Here is a 19,547-nt window from a genome sequence, read left to right on the forward strand (position 1 = left end):
CCTTTCTTCCTGTGTCTGCTCCGTTCTTAACGCTCACGAGCCTTGTAAGGCTCGTGGCTAAACGGAACAGCCCCAGTCAGAAACCTTATTTTCGGTCTGATAGTCCATGTTTATTCATGCTATCAAAATGAAAACACATCTTTTCTATGCTTACTCAAGCGTGTGATTGACCCTATTGTGCTTAATCACTCTATCTGATACGATAATAACGTCATTAGAATTACTTGTCAAGAAGTTTTTATTGACTTTTGGACATATATTAAGTATGATATGCTTATAAATACCAAGAAAAGCAATGAAAGGAGTGTTTATACTAAGTCATGGAGCATTACGAAAAGAAAATCAGTTTCTTAGGAGAAAACATACAGACCATAAGAAAACACAGAGGAATGAAACAACAGGAACTGGCGGACAAAATCGGTATCAATATGCAGAGCCTTTCCAAGATTGAACGAGGTGTGAATTACCCCACCTTTGATACGCTGGAAAAGATAATGGACGTGCTGGGAGTAACACCCAATGAATTATTATCGGGAGAATGGAAGTATGTTAATCAAGCCGAAAAGGAAGTATGCCAGTTTTTAAAAATTGAAGAACGATTAAATGCAGAACTGAAACATGGGCATTATGACAACTTCTTTGACAGCGAGGAAGAATGGCTGGAATATGAGTTGGAAAAGTTACGGGAATATATTACTGACTACATCAACGGGAAAAGCATTGTAGCGTCCGACCTTTACCCAATCAAAGAATTTATCCAGCATTTGAAATTCCAAAAACTGCTAAACCGCTATGATGATTTATACAGCATGGATATGTTTGGGGAAAGCACAGAGGGACATAAATATAGGACACCTTATCAAGTCGTAAAAATGATAAACCCCAATTCAAAAGAGGATATGGAACTGCTACGGGAAGTATTGAGGAATAACCATTTTGATGATGAGGACGAGTAGTTCTTTCTTCTTATGCGAAGATACAGCAAACAAAAAGCCCAGTAAAGAGTGCAAAGCACCACCAATGGTGGCAAGGCTCTTGACAGGGCTTTTTCTTTTCTGTGGTGGGTAATCAAGAGGAAGAAAGAAAAAGTGTGCATTTTCCAAGATAGAAAAATATCAAGGGGATATGCTGATTTTTATTGTGGCGGATATATGGAACTGTTATAATATGGATATGAAGAAAGCGACAAATTAGAATTTGACGGGGAGGTCTCATGAGGACAGAATATAAACACAATCCGCCCATTCCATATAGTCTGCATGATATGCGAGTCAAAAAGATTATAATTCAAGATCAAACAATAGCACTTGAATTTGAGGACGGATATGAAAAACTTACAGAACCTTTTGAACAGGTCGAGGGAAACATCACAATCGAAGGTGTGGATTTTGATTGTACCTGCGTGATGTTGCAGAGCAAATGGGGAAACTATGGAAAATTCAACGGTGAGAAATTAGAACTGGAACACTTTATAAAGAGATACAAAAACTATAGCTTTGAAATTGTAAATGAATTATATGGGTATAATCAAGTATTGTATTCTGGTTATTTATCTATCTTAGAAACAGAAGATTTAGTTCAAATGGACATTTCAATTTACTTTACGGGCAAAATTATTTACGATACAAAAGAGTAACAAATTCCAGCTTGTAGAACTAAAAATGTGAATTTGTTTGATGTTAGTAATACAAGAATTTGAAGTTTCAGAGGTAAAGATAATTTATATCTTCATATAAAGGGAAATGTAATTGTTAAAATAGCAAAATCAAAAGAAGTTAAAATTAATTTAAAAAGGATGGATGAGAAATGATGCATGGTATTATCGCTGTTGCACTGATATTTATACTTGCTAATTTACCTCAATATATTAGAAAACAGCTAACAGAAAAAATCGCTGATGAAAGCAGTAAAGCTAAAGAAAATTTACAAACTTCACAATTAAATTTTTTAACAAAGATAGAATGGCTTAGATTCTTTCCATTGAAAAAAATTTTACTAGGAGTAATTTGGCTTTTTTGCCTATTTTATGCTGTAAGAGGAGTCTTTATGACTATTAACGATCCTCGTGGTATATTTATATTCCTCACAGTTTTATTTTGGCTCATCACTATTTTTACAGCACGCAAGATATGGCGATATATTAAATTATCTTATCACTGCGTACCTGTATTAAATCATATCAAAACAAAAGAGGAATTAAAGGAATCTCTACAAGGTGAATGTTTTGAAAAAGTATTGTTTGAGCACAATATATTACGAAAATATTTCCCTGTCCTTATTAGTGAAAACTGGGTAGTTATGAACGGTCGTCTTTTTCCAAGACACGGAGTTGAAAAAATATATTATTTACACGAAAGCCCTGTTTGGAATTATGAACAAATTAGGTTTATATATTTTAATGGTGAAGAATATCTATCTCCTAGTGACAAACAAACTGCTGATGAACTTCGTCAAACAGAAATATCAAATTTGCTACATAAAATATGCCCAGTAGTTATTGAAAAAGCAGAGCAAAAAACAAATACATCAAATAAAAAAGATAAATCTATTATTTACTGGAATATGAATTATAAAGGTAAATTTAGAAGAACATTATGGATGATACCTTTTGTCATTATCTTATGCATTTTACTGCCACTATGCTTAGGAAGTTCTTGGATTATATACGATATAATTATGGTTGTAATTTTAATATGGCAGCTTTGGTATACCTATAACAAAATGAAGTTTGAAGAAAAAAACTTAAATGAGATAGATGAAAACAATAATAAAAAATATACGATAGCTATGAAAAATGTTCATATGTACGATTATCTTCTTGCAATAAAAGATGAAACGCATATCTACAAAGCCATCATTGAAGCAGTACCTGATGAAAATGATAGCATGATGATTTGGCTAGATGATTTTAATTTTCCACAAGCAGAGATTGAGGACATAAAAAAAGAAATAGAACTATACTTTAAAGCAAGAAATATTACTTGCATATTCAAAGCCGGTAAAAGAGCATAGACGGAGTGATCCAGACACGGCGGTGGGAAAATCTCTTAGATTTTTTCGCCGTTTTTAGTGGCTGGTTCACTTCGGCAGTTGAGCGAGCTTGCGAGCGAACATCAAGCCCCCGTTATCTAACAGGGGGGTACTATTACAAAAGACAAGAGCAAAAACAAATACAAAACTGCTGATATGCAACGATTTATAAAGTTATAAGAACTTATTTCACTTCACACCCTATTCTTTTTACCCGACAGGTCTAAAACAGCATATCAATAGAAAATAAATATAAGATACAAGGTGTATGCTCCTATGAGTATATGCCTTTTTTGATTGGAGGAATAAAGCATGAATGATATAAAATTTATTGAAACATTAAAACAAAAGAGAAATGCCTGTGATTATTCGCAATCACGACTGGCACTGGAACTACAAATCAGCAGGCAGAACTTAAATGAAATTGAAAACGGAAAAACAAAAGCCAGTAAAGAAATGAAACATATACTTCTACATTATCTTGATTATTGTAATTGTACACAGCCTTTCACTTTAACGATTGACTATCTGCGTGTTCGTTTTCCTACCACAGACGCATTGGAGATTATAAAAAATGTACTGGCAATGAAAAGCGAATATTTTATACATGAAGATTATGGAATGTTTGGTTATGAAGAACAGTATATCTATGGGGATATTAGTGTAAATGCTTCTAAAGATAGTTCTATGGGTGTTTTATTAGAATTAAGAGGTATGGGGTGTCGGAACTTGGAATATGTTTTACAGGCAAGAGGGATAGACTGGTATTCCTTTTTAAGCTGTTGTATAGATTATCAAGGCGTTTTTAAACGTATAGATTTAGCAATCAATGATATGGGCGGATTGCTGGATATAGAAATTCTAAGGGAACGCTATTATGCCAACAAGGTATGGAAACGTTCAAGAACCCATGAAGCAGTAGACAGCGGGAAATTATCGGGTACACATGGAGATACTGCAAAAACCTTTTATATCGGTTCAAAGAATAGTTCCATCTACTTTTGCCTGTATGAAAAAGAAAAGGAACAAAAAAGCAAAGGTATAAAAACAAACATTAAGAACCGCTTTGAAATTCGTTTAAAAAATGGAAAAGCAGAACAAACGATAGAACAACTTGTTTTTTCAAGAAATCCCGAACAGACCATAGCAAATCTTATCCTCACACAAATAGATTTTCCCGATTATATTTTATGGGATATATTTTTAGATAATGTAACGACTTCACTTCCATTTATTATGACACCTGTTGCTGTCAATATGGATAAAACAAAACGCTGGTTAGAAAGACAGGTCATGCCCTCTTTATTGATGATAAAAGAGATTGAAAAGAAAACAGGAGCAAAGTATCTGGAAGAAATCGACAGGCATACAAGACTAACAGAAAAGCAGGAATTAAAAATCAAACAAATGACAACAGATATAGCAGATATGATTGAGAAAGATACCGCTGTTCCACAAAGGAATGACGGTATTTTTTAATTTCTTCAAAAAATCTGCAACAAAACGGCTACTTGTGTACAGATATGGTGCGAGGAAAGGAAATCTAACTTTTTAAATAAGGTCATAAAATCTTCCTTTGGTGTACAGATACGGAATGTAAGAAGAAATTGAAATTTTTTTGAAAAACCTGCAACAAAATAAGACTTCTATTCCTTATATGGTGCGAGGAAAGAAAATCGAAACTTTTTTTGAAAACAGGTCATCAAATCGGTGGTTGCTGTCCTTATATGGTGTGAAAGAAGAAACTATTTTCATTTTTAACTTAACAATCCGTAGTTTCCGTTCCCTATATGGAGCAAAGAAAATCTTTCATTCCATTTTTGGCAGGAACGGTAGTGTATGGGGAGTTAGGGCGTGGAAAGAAAAACAATCTTTTTTCATCATCAACTTAGCAAACCGATACTTGCTATCCCTATATGGTGCATGAAAAGAAGTTAAAATTTTTCTATTTCAACTTAGCAAATGGACGTTTGCTGTACAGATAGTAGTGAAAAAGGGAAAAAGTTTTGAATTTTAGTTACATTTCTCCTCTTTTCCAACGCGGTATATAGGAAAGATGATTTTCTTCTTTCAATCGTTCTTTGACAACTGAATAAAGCAATTCAATACGTTTGACAGACAGCGAGCCGTTGAAACAGATACGCCATGACCTTTCCCCTGCAAAAGCGAGCGATAACCTATCTGTGTTCTTGTAAAAGACTTGTCCTCTTTTATCGCTATGACCTGTGCTGTCAGATAATGATACTCCCGTACAGCCACAGCTTGAGCGTTCAGAGCGTCGCACGCAATGGGTACGGCTACATAAGAACTATGCAGAGGTGGAACTCCTGTGGGCTATGACAAAAGCCGTTGAATTGCTTAGAAAGATTTTACAGAAAGGGGGTATGTGTTATTGATAATGCTGTAAAAACAATTCAAAAGAAAAATGGCAAGTGTGGCATTGGCAACAGAGGAAAGACAAAGATTGTTGTAAAAGAGCATTTTTCCGAAAAGGGAAAGACAATGGAAGAACTTCTAACGGATGTCATGTTGGAAAAAGCAAAGCAGACAATCGCATAAAATCGGTGCAGTTGTAAGAAATAGATTGAATGACAAAAAGTACCCGTGTTATACTTTACTTGCAAGCAGGTATTGTAAACACGGGTTAGTTATAAAGGAGGATAACTGACAATGAAACAACAGATTTACAATACTGCACTTTATCTTAGGTTAAGCCGAGATGATGAATTACAGGGCGAAAGTTCCAGCATTACCACACAAAGAAGTATGTTGCGTCTATATGCAAAAGAACATCATTTGAATGTGATTGATGAATATATTGATGACGGCTGGTCGGGAACAAATTTTGAAAGACCGAGCTTTCAAAGAATGATTGAGGATATAGAGGCAGGAAAAATCAACTGTGTTGTAACAAAAGACTTATCACGACTTGGCAGAAATTATATTATGACAGGGCAATATACTGAATTGTATTTTCCCAGCCATAATGTCCGTTACATAGCGATTGACGACGGTGTAGACAGCGAAAAAGGCGAAAGTGAGATTGCACCATTTAAGAACATCATCAATGAATGGGTAGCAAGAGATACGAGCCGTAAAGTGAAATCAGCGTTTAAGACAAAATTTGCAGAGGGTGCGTATTATGGGGCTTATGCTCCGTTAGGATATAAGAAACACCCCGACATCAAAGGAAAACTGTTGGTTGATGAGGAAACAAAATGGATTGTTGAAAAAATCTTCTCTCTAGCCTATCAAGGTTACGGTAGTGCAAAAATTACAAAGATACTGCGAGAAGAAAAAGTCCCGACAGCGTCTTGGTTGAATTTTACAAGGTATGGTACTTTTGCACATATCTTTGAGGGCAAACCCGAAAGCAAGCGTTATGAGTGGACGATTGCTCATGTAAAGGCGATATTGAAAAGTGAAGTCTATATCGGAAACAGCGTTCATAATCGACAATCAACCGTTTCTTTCAAAAGCAAGAAGAAAGTACGAAAGCCTGAAAGCGAATGGTTTCGAGTAGAAAATACCCACGAACCGATTATTGACAAAGAAGTGTTCTATCGTGTGCAGGAACAGATAAAATCAAGGCGTAGACAGACAAAGGAAAAAGCAACGCCGATATTTGCAGGGCTTGTTAAGTGTGCGGATTGTGGCTGGTCTATGAGATTTGCAACAAATAAGGCAAATAAAACACCGTATAGTTATTATGCTTGCAGTTTCTACGGACAGTTTGGCAAAGGTTATTGTTCTATGCACTATATCCGCTATGATGTGCTATATCAAGCTGTATTGGAACGATTGCAGTATTGGGCTAAGGCAGTACAGCAGGACGAAGAAAAGGTATTGAACAAAATACAGAAAGTCGGCAATGCAGAGCGAATGCGGGAAAAGAAGAAAAAGGCAAATACTTTGAAGAAAGCCGAGAACCGACAAAATGAGATTGACCGTTTATTTGCGAAAATGTATGAAGATAGAGCCTGTGAGAAGATAACAGAACGAAACTTCATTATGCTGTCGGGGAAATATCAAAAGGAACAGATAGAACTGGAACAGCAGATAACAAGCCTAAGAGAAGAATTAAGTAAAATGGAACAGGATATGGTAGGTGCTGAAAAGTGGATTGAGTTAATTAAGGAGTATTCCGTACCAAAGGAACTGACAGCACCGTTGTTAAATGCAATGATAGAAAAAATCCTTATTCACGAAGCAACAACGAATGAGGATAACGAAAGAATACAGGAAATAGAGATATACTACCGATTTATTGGAAAAGTAGACTGATAATGAGGGGGCATATCTTTAACTAAGGGAAACTGGCAGTGGTTATCCCGAATTGGATAAGCTGATGGTACTGTGTGAGTTATTCCACTGTACGATGGATGATTTACTGAAAGGGGATGTGAAGGAACGCGATGTCGTAGGAATCGAACGATATGAGCAGTACTGCAACCAAATGAGCTGGGCGATGACCCTTGGTGTCTTTATGTGCATCAGTGCAGTAACCGCCGGTGCTTTTATGGAAACTATCTTCACTGGAAAGTATGAAATCATCTTAATCATGATATTCTTTATTTTGGTGACGATCGGTGTGATGATATTTGTGTATTATGGAATGCAAAGTGAGTCATTCCATAAGAAATATCCAAATATACCGCAGCATATCTACACCGAAGAAGAAATAGATGCCTTTAATAAGAAATTTCAGATTGCGATCGTTGTTGGGGTTGGCATGATCATTATCAGTTTGGTAATTCATGAGATCATCGCTCAGTTCGCACCGGAATATATAGCAAACGGTGTGTTTATGGCAATTGTATCAATCGTAGTATCTATCTTCGTGTATTTCGGACTTCAGAAAACCAAGTATGAGGATACACGGAAGGATGAAAAAAATCCGGTATCCAAAGAAGATGAGATGGTTGGAAAGTACAGCGGTGTGATCATGTTGATTGCGACAATTATTTTCCTGCTTTGGGGATTTTTGCTTGACGGCTGGCGCATCGCCTGGTTAGTCTATCCGGTTGGCGGTATCCTGTGCGGCATCGTTTACCTGCTCATGGCCAAGGATAAATAAAAAAGAGAAGATTTTATCTTCTCTAGTGAGGCTCATAGGCATAGACGTGAGCCTTTTTATCTGCGTATTCCGCAGTTCCTCCATGAGCCATGCGTTCATTCAGGCGGGCATTAGCCAGCATGAGCTTCAGACGGTTTTCCTGATTGATGATGCTCGCTCCGGGATCATAGTCGACTGCTACGATGTTGGCGGTTGGATATACATTCTTGATTTTTCGCATCATGCCCTTGGCGACAATATGATTGGGCAGACAGCCAAACGGCTGACAGCATACGATATTTTGAACTCCGCTGTGAATCAGCTCGACCATTTCGCTGGTGAGCAGCCAGCCTTCCCCCATCTTCGCTCCTTTGTTAATAAAACCCTCTCCCGCATCCAAAAGCGAATCAAAGGTTCCTGGAGCGCGAAAGGTTCCTTCCTTTTGAATCGCTTTTATCATGCGGCTTTGACAGTGCGTAATGAAGGAAATGGCAAGCTTGGCAATCGGCTGGACATGTTTTTTGATTCCGTAGAGTGAGAAATCAACCTGATTATTTTTTAAACAGTAAAGTCCAAAGTCGATGACTCCCGATACCACCGGTTCAGCATTCTCCTTCAATAGAAAATCGACGAGATTGTTGTTTCCCAGCGGTGCGTATTTCATATAAATTTCACCGACGATTCCAACCTTGATCTTATTGACACAAGAACGTTTTATCATTGAGAATTCCGTCAGCATCTGTTTATAATTACGGGATATATAAAGAAACCGCAGACTGTGAAACTGGGTGTTTAGCTTAGCTACCCAGTGATCGACAACTCCCATTGTCGTTCCCTTTGCCGCCTCATAAGGCAGACACTGATTGGCGATCCACATCAGCATATCACCATAGATCAAAGCATAGATAAGCTTGATCAGCAGCCGCAGCGTCAATTTAAAGCCGCTGTTTTTTTCCATCTTAGAAAAGTTAAGAGAGATCACGGGTATGTTTTCAAATCCGGCCTGCACCAACGCTTTACGCAACAAATACAAATAATTGCTGGCTCGACATCCTCCTCCGGTCTGGGTGATCGCAAGGGCGACGTGATCCAAATCGTATTTTCCGCTCTTCAAGGCATCGATCATTTGTCCGATGACCAACAAAGCCGGATAACAGGTATCGTTATGAACGTGATTTAATCCTTCCTGGGCTATTTTAGAACCGGTTGTTTGTAAAAGCTCTACTTGATAGCCTTCATCGCGAAGAACTCGTTCAATCATCTTAAAATGGATTGGAAGCATGTCCGGAATCAGAATGGTGTGCGTCTTACGCATCGCTTTGGTAAATTCTACGCGTTCCATCTAAATCACTTCCTTTCTTCCATGGCAGCCAATAGGGAACGTACACGAATACGAATTGCCCCCAGATTGTCTACCTCATCAATCTTGATCTGTGTATATAATTTTCCGTGCTCACGAAGAATATCTTTTACTTCATCAGAGGTGATGGCATCAATGCCGCAGCCGAAGGATACCAGCTGGATCAATTCCATGTTCGGCTGTTTGCACACATAGCGAGCAGCATTGTACATACGGGCGTGATAGGTCCACTGATTCAGCACATTTACTTTTTCATATGGCGTGATAAACGGTACGCTGTCCTCGCTGAGCACAACGAAGTCCAAGCCTGTAAGAAGCTTATGAATGCCATGGTTGATCAACGGATCAATGTGGTATGGCCGTCCCGCCAATAGGATCATTTTCTTATGGTGATCGTGCGCGAACTGAATCGCTTCCTGACCTGCTTTCAGCACATCGTTTTTATAAGCGTGGTAAGCGCGGAAAGCAAGCTCACCGCAGCGTCTGATCTCCTTTATCGAAATGTCGCAGCCGAAGCGTTTTAAGAATGCCTGCATTTTGTCATAGAAGCGGTTTGGCTGATGCAAGGACAGGTAAGGATAGAGAAACAGCTGCTCATCCAGCTCCATGTTGGCTGCGATTACTTCCGGATAATAGGCGACAACCGGACAATTAAACTGATTATCTGAGATGCCTTCATCGAAATTGTAGGTCATGCATGGGTAGAAAATGATCGGTACCTGCTCATCGATCAACTGTTGAATATGGCCGTGAACAAGCTTAGCCGGAAAACAGACGGTATCGCTGGATATACTTTGCGAACCCTGTGCGTACATCTGTTTTGAGCTGCGCCCGCTTAATATGACCTCAAATCCAAGTTCAGTAAAGAAAGGATGCCAAAACGGCAGATTTTCATACATATTGAGAACCATCGGGATACCGATTTTACCGCGTTTTCCCGGTTTGCTTTTATAATTCATCAACTTCTGATATTTATAAGCGTAAAGATCAGGATTTTCACTTGTCTGCTTGATACCCAGCGGTTTCTCGCACTTATTGCCGGCGATGTGGCGACTGCCATCTTGGAATGTATTGATAGTCAAATTACAGTGGTTGGTACACCCGCCGCAGCTGATTGCCCTTGAGGTATGACTGAAAACAGCTAATTCTTCCTCAGAAATGAGGGTACTGTGTTTCAGCTGCTTGGTTTTCACATATAATGCGGCTCCGTACGCACCCATCAAACCGGCGATACTGGGACGGATGACATTTCTGCCCAGCTCGATTTCAAAGCTTCTTAGAATGGTATCATTGAGAAAGGTACCACCCTGGACAACGATCTGTTTTCCGATATCGTCGACACTGCGGGCCCGAATCACCTTATACAAAGCATTTTTGACGATGCTCATCGCCAGCCCGGCAGAAATATCCGCGACACTGGCGCCGTTTTTTTGCGCTTCCTTGACGCTGGAATTCATAAATACGGTACATCGGGAACCAAGATCGACCGGCTCCTTGGAGGTTAAGCCAAGCCGTGCAAACTCTTCAATATCATATCCCAATGAACGTGCAAAGGTTTCGATAAAAGAACCGCATCCGGAAGAACAGGCTTCGTTTAAAACCATATCATCAATCGTGTGATCTTTGATGCGGAAGCATTTCATATCCTGTCCGCCGATGTCGATAATAAAATCTACATCCGGATTGAAGTGACGCGCCGCGGTATAATGGGCAACAGTTTCGACTACGCCGCAGTCACCGTGGAAAGCGCTTTTGATGAGATCCTCGCCGTATCCGGTTACCGCACATCCACGGATTTGGATCCGATTATCGATTTGCTTATAAATGTCAGTTAATTCTGCTTTTACCACATCAATCGGATTTCCCAAATTATTGGTATAGCTGCTGTAAAGCAGCCGATCTTTTTCATCGATCATGATCAGCTTGGTAGTAGTCGAGCCGGCATCGATACCGATATAGGCATCACCCTGATAGGTATGGATATCCTGGGTTGGAATATCACTCTGCTGGTGCCGATGCTTAAATTCACTGTATTCACCGTTGTCCTTGAATAACGGCTTTAAGCCATGGTTCTTGATGCGGGTAGAAGCGATCTTTTCAAATTTTTCAATCAGCTGTTCATATGTATAGATGTCGGTACTATCCTTGGCATAGACCGCTGCTCCCAGCGCCACATAATAAGGAGCGGTACTTGGGAATACAGCATGTTCAGCATCCAATTTTAGGGTTTCGACAAATCGCTGCTGAAGACCTTTCAAAAAAGACAGAGGGCCGCCCAGAAAAAGAATCTTACCCTCGATCCTGCGTCCCTGAGCCAATCCGATAATCGTCTGATCAACGACCGCTTGAAAAATACTGGCAGCGATGTTTGCTTTATCTGCACCCTGATTGACAAGCGGCTGAATATCGCTTTTCGCAAATACACCGCAGCGGGAAGCGATCGGATACAGCTGGGTATATTTCAAACTCAGCGCATCCATTTCGTTCAAATCCAGATTTAACAGGGCAGCCATCTGATCGATAAAGGCACCGGTGCCTCCAGCACAGGTACTGTTCATTCGCTCTTCCAAAGAACCTTTGAGAAATAAGATCTTCGCATCTTCACCGCCCAATTCGATGACGACGTCACTGTCGGGATCATAGCGGCGTACCGCACCGGCAGTCGCAAATACTTCCTGAACAAACGGGAAAGCACCAATTTCTGCCATTCCTAGTCCGGCACTGCCGCTGATTGCGAGCTGGACTTCGTGTCCCTTTAGATAAGGCTCCAATTCTTTTATTTTCGATAAGGACATCTCTCTGACCAAGGAACGGTGCCGTTCATAGCTCTGATACAGAATTTCATCATGATCACTGAGCAGCACAGACTTCAATGTGGTCGATCCGACATCCAATCCTAACTTATACATGTATGCATCCTCCCCTGCAAAGACCCATTGCGGCTTCCATCAACAATGGTTTAACGTGTTCGATATCATCCGGCTTATGCAGTACATAAGACTGATAGCAGGTGAATCCCAGCATTTGCGACAATAACAGAAACCGATTGCGTACATCGCGGTCCTCCTCATGCTTTTGCCGGAGATGATCGTAAAACTCATTCAGCAGCGGAATGCTCTCACACATGGTATCCACGACGACATCTTTCATCATCAGCCGGGCTCTGGCTCCGTGATCCAGCAGCTTGCAAAGATCAGGATGTTCTCCGAAATAGGAAATCGTCTGTTCAATGAACGCCTGACACCAGGGAATACCGGTTTCCTCACAATACTGCTTAGACAGTTTGAGGTTGGTTTCGATCACTGAGCTGTGCTCTCTCATGATCGTTTTTGTAATGATCTCTTCTTTATCTTTATAATATGTATAAAAGGTACCCTTGGCTACATCAGCCTTAGCGACAATGGCATTCACGCTGGTATCTTCAAAACCGTATTCCAGAAAAAGTGTGCGGGCCGCTTCATCAATCCGTGTTTTCTTACCCATGTGCACCTCCTGTTATGTTCTTATTCTGCTACTAGTTTAATCCTAAAATGACCGACGGTCAATGAAAAAGCAGTAAAAACCAACATGTAAGCGTTCATCAATTTTAAATGTAAAAAGATGATATAAAAGGATGTCTGAGGATGCAAAGAAGGATTCACACTTTATATTTTTATTGAAATCATATGTTCCACTAGGTCTATCTTGGTTTGGAATTATAAAATCTGCTATGGCTTTAAGTTTAAAGTTGAAAAGCTGATAAAAGCAATTTATGATATACTGGAACGGGAAAGAGGGGATCTGTTTGTACGATTATGAAAAAGCATATCGCAGGTTGACGGAAAATCATGCCTACCTGGATGAGGGAGATTTTGTCATTGAGAATTGTCCGGTTCCGGAAGAGAATTGTTTGTATAGGCTCGATCCTCGTACCAAGCTTCAGACATCCAATTCGTTTCGGGGCTTCAAGTTCAATAAAAAGGATTTTGTGATGGAGCTGATTCGCAGCCGCATGGTGACAAGTGAAAAGGATATAACCAAGCATGCGGTCGTTATGAACAGGCATGCCGTTACCGAGGATGTACATGTGTTTACATATGTGCCGCTGCATGCGTCCAACAAGCTTCCATGTATTTTATATATTCATGGCGGTTCATTCATCGGCGGCAGTGCTACCTATGTGCATGAGGTATGCAAGGCACTGAGTGAAAAAGCCGAAGCGGTTATCGTTAACGTGGCATATCGGCTCGCTCCGGAATTCCCTTTTCCATGTGCATTGTTAGACTGTTATCGCGCGCTTTGCTGGTGCCGCGAGAATCCTGCCGGATTACCGGTGAATGGGCAGATCGCCGTATGCGGAGACAGTGCCGGAGGTGGCTTGGCGGCTTCCTTGACCTTGTTTGAAAGGATGAATAAAGAATCAAGCATAGGCTTTATGGGGCTGATTTATCCATGTGTGCAGCTGCGGGAATCCACGGCATATCCATGGGATGGCAAAGCGTATAAGATAAAACAGGACCACAAGGAAATTGTAGAAAGTCTGTTGTCGCTGAGAGCAGCTATGCTGGTGATTGAAGCCTTATATCTGAAACAACAGGGAAAAGCGGATGATCCGTTAGTATCTCCCATCTACACAAAGGATTATCGAGTATTCCCTCCATCGCTGGTCGTGACGGCAGAATATGATTATCTGCGGCTGCAGGGTGAACGCTTTGCCCAAAATTTGTGTGAACAGGGAAGGCCGGTGCGGTGCATCCGCTATGACGGTATGGAGCATGCGTTTATGGATCGGCTGGGAACTTATCCGCAGGCTGAAAAGGTATTGGATGATATTGCGGAAACGATGAAATCACATTTTCAAAATTTTTGACAGCGGATGATGCTATAATAAAGATAACGGAAAGAAGGGAAAAGATGGAAAGACGAACTTGGGAGAAATTAGGAATAGAAACGTCCTTGCTGGGCTTTGGATGCATGCGGTTTCCGACAAATGATGAAGGAAAGATTGATGAGGTACGTTCTGAAGCGCTGATTGATCAGGCAATCACAAGCGGTGTAACGTACATTGATACTGCCTATCCGTATCACGATGGAGAAAGTGAACCGTTTTTGGGGAAGGTATTAAAGAAATACGATCGTCATTCATTCACGCTGGCGACCAAGCTGCCGCTTTGGGATATCAAGACAAGGGAAGAAGCAGAAACACTGTTTCACGCACAGCTGGATCGGCTTCAGGTAGATTATGTGGATTTTTATCTGCTGCACTCATTGGATAAAGGAAAATGGAAGAAGGTCAAGGAGCTTGGCATTCTGGAGTATTTAGAAAGTATGCGTGAAGCTGGAAAGCTTCGCTATATCGGTTTTTCATTTCACGATACGTACGAAGTATTTGAGGAAATTCTCACGGATCGAAACTGGGATTTCTGTCAGATGCAGCTGAATTACATGGATGTGGATCATCAGCAGGGAATGCGCGGTTATCGGCTTGCAGAGAAGCTGAATATTCCGGTTGTAATCATGGAACCTAATAAAGGCGGCATGCTGGCACGGCTGCCGCAGGATATCGCTTCCATATTGAAAGCGGTTGATCCAAATGCGAGCATGGCCAGCTGGTCAATGCGATGGATTGCATCACTGCCGAATATTAAAGTAGTTTTAAGCGGGATGAGCGATGAGCAGCAGGTAGCGGATAATCTGAAGACTTTTTCACCGTTTCACGCTTTATCTGATTATGAGTTGGAAACGGTAGCGAAGGTGAAGCAGGCAATCGAAGAACGCACCAAAGTAGGCTGTACGGCATGCGGCTACTGTATGCCTTGCCCGCAAGGTATCAACATACCGAAGAATTTTAAGGTTTGGAACACCTATTCGATGTATGAGAATGCCGAAGCCGCGGTACATTCTGTGGAAGCGCTGAAAAAAGAACATGCGTTCGCATCAGCATGTATCCGCTGCGGTGCTTGTGAAGCAATGTGTCCGCAGCATATTGATATCCGTAATCAATTAGCCGCAGCCGCAGCCTGTCTTGAAGCATTGGCAGTGAAAGGATAATGTATGAATAATATTCAGAAACTGGTTAGCGCAGCGCTGTTAATGGCAGTAGGCGTGCTATTGCCGATCGTATTTCATTCAGTTGGCGGCATGGCTGTCGGCACATTATTACTGCCGATGCATTTACCGATCTTGATCGCGGGAGCGTTGCTGGGTTGGGAATATGGTCTGTTATGTGCGATCATCACCCCGCTTGTCAGCTTTATGACAACCGGTATGCCGATGCTTGCAAAGCTGCCGTATATGATGGCGGAACTCATTTGTTATGGCATCATCATTGCCCTGTTGTATAAGAAAACAAATAAATTGTTACTTTCATTATTGGCGGCGCAGCTCATCGGGCGAGCGGTTTATGCATTGCTGCTGTTTGGTACGGCACTGCTATTCAACTGGCAAAATGTATCGGCAATTACGGTATGGACAGCTTTTATAACAGGGCTGCCAGGTATTGTGCTGCAGTGGGTGCTGGTGCCGCTTGTAATCTCAGCCATTAAGCGGGAGCGCTGTTTATGAACGCAAAAGATTATCTGACGCAGGGGGTAACATGCGCGCTCATTCAAAACGACCGGCTGTATCAGGCACATACCTCGGGCATTCAGCCCTTAATGGATTGGCTGAAGGAAGAATCCTGCCCGTTATCAAACGGTGATGTGGCTGACCGGGTCGTTGGTAAGGCGGCAGCGATGCTGTTCCGCTATGCCGGGATTCGTTCACTCTATGCCGAAGTTATCAGTGAACATGCGCTTCAGGCTCTAAAGAACAGCAATATCACAGTTTGTTATGGTAAACGGGTTCCCTATATCATTAACCGGCGCCATGACGGCATGTGTCCGATGGAAAGTCTGGTATTGCATGAAACCGATCCGCAGCGAGCTTATGAAATACTGAAGCAGAAATAATTTTCTGCTTTTTTTATCGTCAACACTTTACAATAAAACAATGTTATGCTAGTATATATTTGTAAACAGAACAATGTTACATGAGGTGGCATATGGAAATATCAAAAAAAGAGCTATTACAGATGACAGGAATCTCTTATGGACAGCTGTATCGCTGGAAGCGTGAGAAATTGATTCCGGAAGAATGGTTTCATAAACAGTCTTCCTATACCGGACAGGAAACGTTTTTTCCTAAAGAAAAAATACTCAGCAGGATCGAACGTATTCAGCAGCTGAAGGATCAATACTCATTGGAAGAAATGGCCAGGATGCTGTCGCCGGAAGCAAGTGAACGGCTGTTTCATGAAGAAGATCTGGAGGTCTTCAATGAGATCGATGTTGAATTGACGGCAACCCTAATGGACGCCTTTTCAAAAGATGAGTTTACCTTTGTGGAAATTCTGCTGATGATCGCACTGTCGATGATCCGTCAGGAATTCTCGTTAGCGGATGATCAGGTGCATGAAATGGTTGAAAATATTTTGCCGGCGCTGCAGGAGATTCATACCAGTGATTACGATGTATACATGTATGAGATTCAGGGCGCTCACTGTATCCTTATGGTGAAGGAGGGGACGGTTTTGTATCTGGACGGACGCATGAAGGTGTTGAAGCGAATCAGATTGACTGAGCTGTCTGATACAATACGTACAAAATATCAAAGTCAATTCCACTTTGTGCTGGACTAGGAGGATGTTATGATGGATTACAGAAAAATGGAAATCAACGGAGCCGGCAGTGTAACCGGCGGAGAGTATGATCGGATCGAAATTAACGGTTCCGGTAAAATCAAGGGCGATGTGAAATTTGATTACGGAGAAATCAACGGCACCTGTAAATGTTTAGGAAAAATGAATGGGCGCATCCTTGAAGTGAATGGCAGTCTGAAAGTTGAAAACGATATTAAAATAGGGAAATTGGAAGTTAACGGCATCTATACATCCTTGAAGAATAAAGTATACGCAGATCGCATCAGTGTTTCCGGATGGATGAAAACCGAGGGAGAAATCAGTGCTGATTACATCGAGGTTGATGGCCGTATCTCTGCGGAAAGCATTGTCGGTGATGTTATCAAAATCCATAATTTACGCGGTATCAGTATTTTGGGGTTCAATTTATTCTCAAGCCCGATACCAAATCAAAGCTGTGCAGATAATATCGAATGTACATCCTTTCAGGCGGAGCATATCTGCTGCAAACGGATCGAAGCTCAAAATATCAAGCTGTCGCGCAAGTGCGATGTTGAAGAAGTGTACTGCGATGGAACACTGCGCTATGATGCGTCTTGCCGCATTGGTAAAATCAACGGGGACTGTACGATCATCAATGACTGAAATAAGGGGAAACCCTTATTTTTTTAAAAACAGAGAATACAATTAAAATGATCAAAAATGACCTTTTCAAACAAAAGGTTTATGCTATAATTACTCGCGTACGAAAAGGAGGCGATGTTATGCCGCTTAAAAAAATTGATGAGTTAAGTGAATATGCAATGATCATCTTCGGTGCATTTTTATTTGCACTGGCCTGTAATGCGTTTATCATTCCTTTAGACCTGTATAACGGCGGGGCGATGGGTATTGCCCAGCTTTTGCGTACCATGATCATGAGCGGTGTAGGTACCAATGCCTTCGGCGGAATGGATATTACCGGACTGCTGAACTTAGCCTTGAATGTGCCGCTGTTAATTATCGCTTATCGCAGCATCTCTCGTAAGTTCTTTGTCAAAACAATTCTATGTGTAATTTGTCAGACCGTATTTTTGACGCTGATCCCCATACCTGTCACACCGATCCTTACAGATCTGCTGGCTGCCTGCTTGATCGGCGGCATCATTGCCGGAGTTGGTATCGGATTGACACTGCGGGCCGGCGGAAGCAGCGGAGGGGTGGATATTCTCGGCGTTCTGTTCACCTTGCGCTATTCATCCTTCAGTGTCGGCAAGCTCGGTATCATTGTGAATGCCTTTGTCTATCTGGTGTGTGCGATGATGTTTGAGCTTCCGGTTGCAATTTATTCCATTATCTATACGGCATGCATGTCGCTGGTCGTAGATAAGATCCATTATCAGAATATCAATATGACTGCTATGATCTTTACCAAGAAACCAAACGTGGATAAGGAGCTGATGCGGGAATTGAACCGCGGCGTCACCTACTGGCAGGGCAGCGGATCCTATACCGATGAGGATACCTTTATCATCGTTACCGTAGTATCCAAATATGAAGAAGCAAAATTGAAACGGCTGATGCATGGACTTGATCCGCAGGCATTTATTATCTTCAACGAAGGCTTGAGTGTCAGCGGAAACTTTCAAAAGCGATTATAAAAAGGCAGGATTCATCATATCCTGCCTTTAATGTTCCAAACCTTTATATTTTTCGTAAATGATCTTTAATCCCTTAAAGGTTAAATCCGGATCATAAATATCGATCATGCTTGTTTCGTTACAGATGATCCTTCCCAGTCCCCCGGTTGCGATAACCTTCATATCCACCTTCAGTGCTTCCTTGAATTTACGGATAATGTATTCACTTTGACCGACATAACCATAGACAAGGCCTGCCTGCATGGAAGTTACGGTATTCTTTGCCAGAATAGATGTCGGCTTTTTAATTTCAATTTCCTGCAGTTTAGCTGCCTGCGTCCATAATGCTTGGGCACTGATTTCAATTCCAGGGGCGATAACACCATACTGGAACGTTGTATCCGCAGCGATAAAGTCATAGGTGGTTGCGGTACCAAAGTCAATAATCAGAACCGGCCCGCCATACGTGTAGTAAGCTCCTGCCGCATCTACGATACGGTCTGCTCCCAGTGAACGCGGTGAATCAGTCTGTATCGAAATACCAGTACGAATACCGGGCCCGATGATGATTGGTTCCTTATCCAAATATTTGCGGATACCGTTATTGAAAGAGTGCATGACCTTAGGTACGACACTGGATATGATTACATCCTCGATGAATTCCTTGATCACATTATGCACGGTCATGAAGGTTAACAGAGCCATGCCGTATTCATCGCTGGTGCGTTTAGCCTTGGTATTCAGGCGGTAATTACCAATCAGGTTTTCTTTGTCGTAGATACCCATGGTGATATTGGTGTTGCCGATGTCGATTACTAATAACAT

Annotated in this window: 17 protein-coding genes; 13 read left to right on the top strand and 4 right to left on the bottom strand. The window is 41.3% G+C overall.

The genetic code is table 11. The annotated features are described in order from the left end of the window. Positions 1–320 precede the first annotated feature (320 nt). The 6 genes from GSF08_RS11105 (at position 321) to GSF08_RS11145 (ending at position 8,107) form a co-directional block, all read left to right on the top strand. Positions 321–956, top strand: coding sequence for a helix-turn-helix domain-containing protein (locus GSF08_RS11105; RefSeq protein WP_160625868.1), 636 nt, complete (start codon positions 321–323; stop codon positions 954–956). Positions 957–1,213: 257 nt separating this feature from the next. Further along, positions 1,214–1,636 carry a hypothetical protein gene (locus GSF08_RS11115; protein ID WP_003019499.1) on the top strand — a complete coding sequence of 141 codons (423 nt, stop codon included), beginning with the start codon at positions 1,214–1,216 and terminating at the stop codon, positions 1,634–1,636. Positions 1,637–1,806: 170 nt separating this feature from the next. After that, on the top strand, positions 1,807–3,012 hold the full coding sequence (locus tag GSF08_RS11120; RefSeq protein WP_160625869.1) for a hypothetical protein: 1,206 nt from the start codon (positions 1,807–1,809) through the stop codon (positions 3,010–3,012). A gap of 330 nt (positions 3,013–3,342) precedes the next feature. Beyond that, positions 3,343–4,509, top strand: a complete 1,167-nt coding sequence (locus GSF08_RS11125; RefSeq protein WP_160625870.1) for an XRE family transcriptional regulator — start codon at positions 3,343–3,345, stop codon at positions 4,507–4,509. Positions 4,510–5,700: 1,191 nt separating this feature from the next. Then, positions 5,701–7,314 (top strand): recombinase family protein, encoded by a 1,614-nt coding sequence (locus GSF08_RS11140; RefSeq protein ID WP_160625871.1) that lies wholly within the window; start codon positions 5,701–5,703, stop codon positions 7,312–7,314. 52 nt (positions 7,315–7,366) lie between these two features. Further along, positions 7,367–8,107: a hypothetical protein gene (locus GSF08_RS11145; RefSeq protein WP_160625872.1), complete on the top strand. Its 741-nt coding sequence runs from the start codon at positions 7,367–7,369 to the stop codon at positions 8,105–8,107. A gap of 22 nt (positions 8,108–8,129) precedes the next feature. On the opposite strand, the gene GSF08_RS11685 is transcribed toward GSF08_RS11145, so the two are convergent. Genes GSF08_RS11685 through GSF08_RS11160 form a run of 3 tightly spaced genes read right to left on the bottom strand, consistent with a single transcriptional unit; the run spans position 8,130 to position 12,929 of the window. Then, the gene (locus GSF08_RS11685) at positions 8,130–9,428 is read right to left on the bottom strand and encodes a 2-hydroxyacyl-CoA dehydratase (RefSeq protein WP_160625873.1); all 1,299 of its coding nucleotides are present in this window, start codon (positions 9,426–9,428) and stop codon (positions 8,130–8,132) included. Positions 9,429–9,433: 5 nt separating this feature from the next. After that, positions 9,434–12,355, bottom strand: coding sequence for an acyl-CoA dehydratase activase (locus GSF08_RS11155; protein WP_160625874.1), 2,922 nt, complete (start codon positions 12,353–12,355; stop codon positions 9,434–9,436). After that, positions 12,348–12,929 carry a TetR/AcrR family transcriptional regulator gene (locus GSF08_RS11160; protein ID WP_160625875.1) on the bottom strand — a complete coding sequence of 194 codons (582 nt, stop codon included), beginning with the start codon at positions 12,927–12,929 and terminating at the stop codon, positions 12,348–12,350. Before GSF08_RS11160 ends, GSF08_RS11155 begins: the two co-directional genes overlap by 8 nt. A 301-nt stretch (positions 12,930–13,230) precedes the next feature. Between GSF08_RS11160 and GSF08_RS11165 the strand changes: the two genes are divergently transcribed. The 7 genes from GSF08_RS11165 (at position 13,231) to GSF08_RS11195 (ending at position 18,743) form a co-directional block, all read left to right on the top strand. Then, positions 13,231–14,295 carry an alpha/beta hydrolase gene (locus tag GSF08_RS11165; RefSeq protein WP_160625876.1) on the top strand — a complete coding sequence of 355 codons (1,065 nt, stop codon included), beginning with the start codon at positions 13,231–13,233 and terminating at the stop codon, positions 14,293–14,295. A gap of 44 nt (positions 14,296–14,339) precedes the next feature. Beyond that, positions 14,340–15,476, top strand: a complete 1,137-nt coding sequence (locus tag GSF08_RS11170) for an aldo/keto reductase (protein WP_160625877.1) — start codon at positions 14,340–14,342, stop codon at positions 15,474–15,476. A gap of 3 nt (positions 15,477–15,479) precedes the next feature. Then, a complete protein-coding gene (locus tag GSF08_RS11175; protein WP_160625878.1) occupies positions 15,480–15,989 on the top strand; it encodes an ECF transporter S component in 510 nt (169 codons plus the stop codon). Then, a complete protein-coding gene (locus GSF08_RS11180; RefSeq protein WP_160625879.1) occupies positions 15,986–16,375 on the top strand; it encodes a DUF1893 domain-containing protein in 390 nt (129 codons plus the stop codon). Before GSF08_RS11175 ends, GSF08_RS11180 begins: the two co-directional genes overlap by 4 nt. A gap of 92 nt (positions 16,376–16,467) precedes the next feature. Next, the gene (locus GSF08_RS11185) at positions 16,468–17,103 is read left to right on the top strand and encodes a DUF4004 family protein (RefSeq protein ID WP_160625880.1); all 636 of its coding nucleotides are present in this window, start codon (positions 16,468–16,470) and stop codon (positions 17,101–17,103) included. Positions 17,104–17,112: 9 nt separating this feature from the next. Beyond that, the gene (locus GSF08_RS11190) at positions 17,113–17,748 is read left to right on the top strand and encodes a hypothetical protein (protein WP_160625881.1); all 636 of its coding nucleotides are present in this window, start codon (positions 17,113–17,115) and stop codon (positions 17,746–17,748) included. A 119-nt stretch (positions 17,749–17,867) separates the two neighbouring features. Beyond that, the gene (locus tag GSF08_RS11195) at positions 17,868–18,743 is read left to right on the top strand and encodes a YitT family protein (protein ID WP_160625882.1); all 876 of its coding nucleotides are present in this window, start codon (positions 17,868–17,870) and stop codon (positions 18,741–18,743) included. A 27-nt stretch (positions 18,744–18,770) separates the two neighbouring features. On the opposite strand, the gene GSF08_RS11200 is transcribed toward GSF08_RS11195, so the two are convergent. Then, complete coding sequence (locus GSF08_RS11200; RefSeq protein ID WP_160625883.1) at positions 18,771–19,547, bottom strand: type III pantothenate kinase; 777 nt, start codon at positions 19,545–19,547, stop codon at positions 18,771–18,773.

Origin of the sequence: Copranaerobaculum intestinale (genome assembly GCF_009831105.1) — a bacterium.
Classification (GTDB): domain Bacteria; phylum Bacillota_I; class Bacilli_A; order Erysipelotrichales; family Erysipelotrichaceae; genus Copranaerobaculum; species Copranaerobaculum intestinale.

Coding starts and splice junctions, on each gene's coding strand:
- GSF08_RS11105 (WP_160625868.1), top strand. CDS start 321: ATGGAGCATTACGAAAAGAAAATCAGTTTCTTAGGAGAAAACATACAG.
- GSF08_RS11115 (WP_003019499.1), top strand. CDS start 1,214: ATGAGGACAGAATATAAACACAATCCGCCCATTCCATATAGTCTGCAT.
- GSF08_RS11120 (WP_160625869.1), top strand. CDS start 1,807: ATGATGCATGGTATTATCGCTGTTGCACTGATATTTATACTTGCTAAT.
- GSF08_RS11125 (WP_160625870.1), top strand. CDS start 3,343: ATGAATGATATAAAATTTATTGAAACATTAAAACAAAAGAGAAATGCC.
- GSF08_RS11140 (WP_160625871.1), top strand. CDS start 5,701: ATGAAACAACAGATTTACAATACTGCACTTTATCTTAGGTTAAGCCGA.
- GSF08_RS11685 (WP_160625873.1), bottom strand. CDS start 9,428: ATGGAACGCGTAGAATTTACCAAAGCGATGCGTAAGACGCACACCATT.
- GSF08_RS11155 (WP_160625874.1), bottom strand. CDS start 12,355: ATGTATAAGTTAGGATTGGATGTCGGATCGACCACATTGAAGTCTGTG.
- GSF08_RS11160 (WP_160625875.1), bottom strand. CDS start 12,929: ATGGGTAAGAAAACACGGATTGATGAAGCGGCCCGCACACTTTTTCTG.
- GSF08_RS11170 (WP_160625877.1), top strand. CDS start 14,340: ATGGAAAGACGAACTTGGGAGAAATTAGGAATAGAAACGTCCTTGCTG.
- GSF08_RS11175 (WP_160625878.1), top strand. CDS start 15,480: ATGAATAATATTCAGAAACTGGTTAGCGCAGCGCTGTTAATGGCAGTA.
- GSF08_RS11180 (WP_160625879.1), top strand. CDS start 15,986: ATGAACGCAAAAGATTATCTGACGCAGGGGGTAACATGCGCGCTCATT.
- GSF08_RS11185 (WP_160625880.1), top strand. CDS start 16,468: ATGGAAATATCAAAAAAAGAGCTATTACAGATGACAGGAATCTCTTAT.
- GSF08_RS11190 (WP_160625881.1), top strand. CDS start 17,113: ATGATGGATTACAGAAAAATGGAAATCAACGGAGCCGGCAGTGTAACC.
- GSF08_RS11195 (WP_160625882.1), top strand. CDS start 17,868: ATGCCGCTTAAAAAAATTGATGAGTTAAGTGAATATGCAATGATCATC.
- GSF08_RS11200 (WP_160625883.1), bottom strand. CDS start 19,547: ATGTTATTAGTAATCGACATCGGCAACACCAATATCACCATGGGTATC.